The organism is Bdellovibrionales bacterium, assembly GCA_019750295.1.
Taxonomy (GTDB): Bacteria; Bdellovibrionota; Bdellovibrionia; order Bdellovibrionales; family JAGQZY01; genus JAIEOS01.
This window is the reverse complement of record JAIEOS010000076.1, coordinates 1-2,529: the sequence shown is the minus strand read 5'-3', so window position 1 is coordinate 2,529 and position 2,529 is coordinate 1. Positions and strand designations below refer to the sequence as shown.

Genomic DNA, 2,529 nt, shown 5'->3' with positions numbered 1-2,529 from the left:
ATCTCTTGCTCGAGCTCATCAATCACGAGTGCGGTCCGCCACTTGCAATCTTTCTTAAGTCGAACCACATCGCCATATATATGATCGCCCACATACAGGATATCATCACCATGTAAACCAAGGCTCTTTTCGAAGAGGTCGGCACAGCCCCCCTGATAAATTCCCGGCACGAGATGTTGATCATAGTTGGTCAATGAGCCGTCGGCCGGGTTCACTTTTAAAAAGTTTTGCTGATCAAAGAAAAATCGAGGCTTTCGCGAACCTGTAATTACGAAATCAAAAAGCTCCATCCAAGAGGAATGAGCCTTTAAAAACGGATTAATGGCATAGTCCAAAAGGGCTTTGCTGTAGTGAAAGTCTGAATTCGTAACGATAAAAAGAGTCTTGCCATGCTTCTTATAGCGCTCTAAGCCCTCGACCACTTTTTCGTCGGCGTAAATGTAGGTCGCTAAATTTTTACGAACTATACTTTTTAATGAGTCGTCCCGGTGGGCGATGTCCATGACTTCGATGATATCGTTGAGGAGTTGAGGATATTCCGGAATTGTTGTCCCGGGGTTCGCATCACGAACATCCACGAGTTGACCAAACAAGATCGCCACCGAAAGCGAAAACGCCGTATCAATCGCAGAGAAGTTTTTATCGCCGAGATCCACGTATGTCCCGCGGTAACTCTTCTGTTGATCGCGATAGTCAATGCGTTGAGTTCCGTGACGACTGACACGGATGGCGCCATGTCGGCTGACCTTGAGTAAATTTCCCTTCACCGAATCGATAACTAAACCGCGAATCACAGAATTGTAATCGAACGGAAGGGTGCGAATCATCTCTGGATAGCCGCGTTCTTTAATGAGTTTATCAAGAAGTGTTTTGTGTGCGAGATGTTCAAAGGCCTGGCTGTTGTATCGGACCAATGTGTGATCCATATCAAAGCCAACGCACTTGATTTTGCGCATGTTCAATGTGCGATTAATAAAGACGTAAGAGGGATTATTTTTCGACATTGAGTCCGTACTCGTTCCAAAGAAGCATTCCGCCGCGCATGTTGTAAACATTTTCCCAACCGTAATCGAGGGCGATCTCCGAAGCTTGAGCCGAGCGCCCACCACTGCGACACACGAAAACGATGGGTTTATCTTTGGGGAGAGAATCGATTTCTTCCTCGAGACGATCCAGCGTAATTAATTTCGCCGATGAAATATGTCCGAGTTCGCCCGTGAATTCGTCGTCGCGACGAACATCAATAATGCAAAGTTCAGACTGGTGCTTGAGCACATCTTTAGGGTCAATGTCCATAACATCTGCGAAGTGCGGATTGGGTGATGCTGAAGTAAATTCCATAGGAGAAAAGTATCCCATAGACTGTTAGAAATTTCTATGTCATTCATAGGACGTTGCGTAAGGAGATCGCGGTGGCTAAAACTTACAAGAAATTTGATCCGATCACTTCGCGAGAGGCGCAAAGCCTAGCGCTTCGCGAAGGATACAAAGGGGCCGGTTGGGTTTCTCCGAATCCTCTTGTCGGTTGCGTGATTGTCGATGCGGAACATCGATTTCTGGCCTCGGGTTATCACGCGAAATTCGGCGAAGCCCATGCCGAAGTGAATGCTCTTAAAAATCTCAACAGTGATGAGTTACGTGGCGGAATCATGTATGTCACCTTAGAGCCCTGTTCTCATCATGGAAAAACTCCTCCTTGTGCGGATCGTGTCGCCAGAGAACCGTTCAAAAAAGTCGTTGTGGGAGTCAAAGATCCAAATCCGTTGGTTTCGGGTCGCGGCCTAGAAATTTTAAGAAAGAATAAAATTCAAGTGGAGTTTGATTCGGAGTTTTCAGAAAAATCAAAGCGCCTGGCCGAAGTTTTTCTTTGGAATATTCAAACGCAAATGCCATTTATCACTTTAAAGCTGGCTTCAAGTTTAGATGGGAAGATTGCGCTTAAAAATGGGGAGAGCCGTTGGATCACATCCGAGACGTCTCGGCGACTAGGACGAGTTCTCCGAGCCCACCACGATGCCACTCTAATTGGCGCGCGCACATTACTCAATGATGATCCACTTCTTGATTTTCGAGACACGGCCTTCGAAGGTCGCAAGAAAAATAAAATTGTCATCTATGATCCCAAAGGCACGGCCAGTGAATTTCTTAGAGGCTCGAAGCTTTTAAAAACTCACGAACCCAGTTCGATTTTTCTTTTAACCTCGAAGGTCAGTCCACAGCTGAACGTCGAACAATATTTCATCGAGTCGAATGCGGGAATCAGCGAAGATATGCTACGGTGGATGTACAAGCAGCAAATCTATTCGTTGTATGTGGAAGGCGGAACGTTCACCTTTTCGCAGTTCCTGCGAAATCACTCCTTTCAAAAACTGTATCAGTTCATGTCTCCTGATATTTTGGGGGACGGCATCAGTTGGACCGACTCCCTCCACCTGGAAAATATCCAGAAGCGGATCCCCCTCGAAATCCATAAAATTCGCCGCACCGATCGCGACATCCTCATGATCGCCTATCCTCGCTAGCGATCTT

The 2,529-nt window shown here is 46.4% G+C and carries 3 protein-coding genes; 1 reads left to right on the top strand and 2 read right to left on the bottom strand.

Annotation, left to right across the window (positions count from 1 at the left end; genetic code table 11):
- Both K2Q26_12325 and K2Q26_12320 read right to left on the bottom strand, forming a co-directional pair.
- The coding region (locus tag K2Q26_12325; protein MBY0316303.1) for an HAD-IG family 5'-nucleotidase at positions 1-1,004 on the bottom strand (1,004 nt) is incomplete at its 3' end.
- Positions 991-1,341 (bottom strand): rhodanese-like domain-containing protein, encoded by a 351-nt coding sequence (locus K2Q26_12320; protein MBY0316302.1) that lies wholly within the window; start codon positions 1,339-1,341, stop codon positions 991-993. The genes K2Q26_12320 and K2Q26_12325, both read right to left, overlap by 14 nt.
- Before the next feature lie 71 nt (positions 1,342-1,412).
- Between K2Q26_12320 and ribD the strand changes: the two genes are divergently transcribed.
- A complete protein-coding gene (gene ribD, locus K2Q26_12315; protein ID MBY0316301.1) occupies positions 1,413-2,522 on the top strand; it encodes a bifunctional diaminohydroxyphosphoribosylaminopyrimidine deaminase/5-amino-6-(5-phosphoribosylamino)uracil reductase RibD in 1,110 nt (369 codons plus the stop codon).
- Positions 2,523-2,529 lie beyond the last annotated feature (7 nt).

Bases quoted from the DNA above. Each gene is read 5' to 3' on its own strand.
- K2Q26_12320 (MBY0316302.1), bottom strand. From the start codon at position 1,341: ATGGAATTTACTTCAGCATCACCCAATCCGCACTTCGCAGATGTTATG.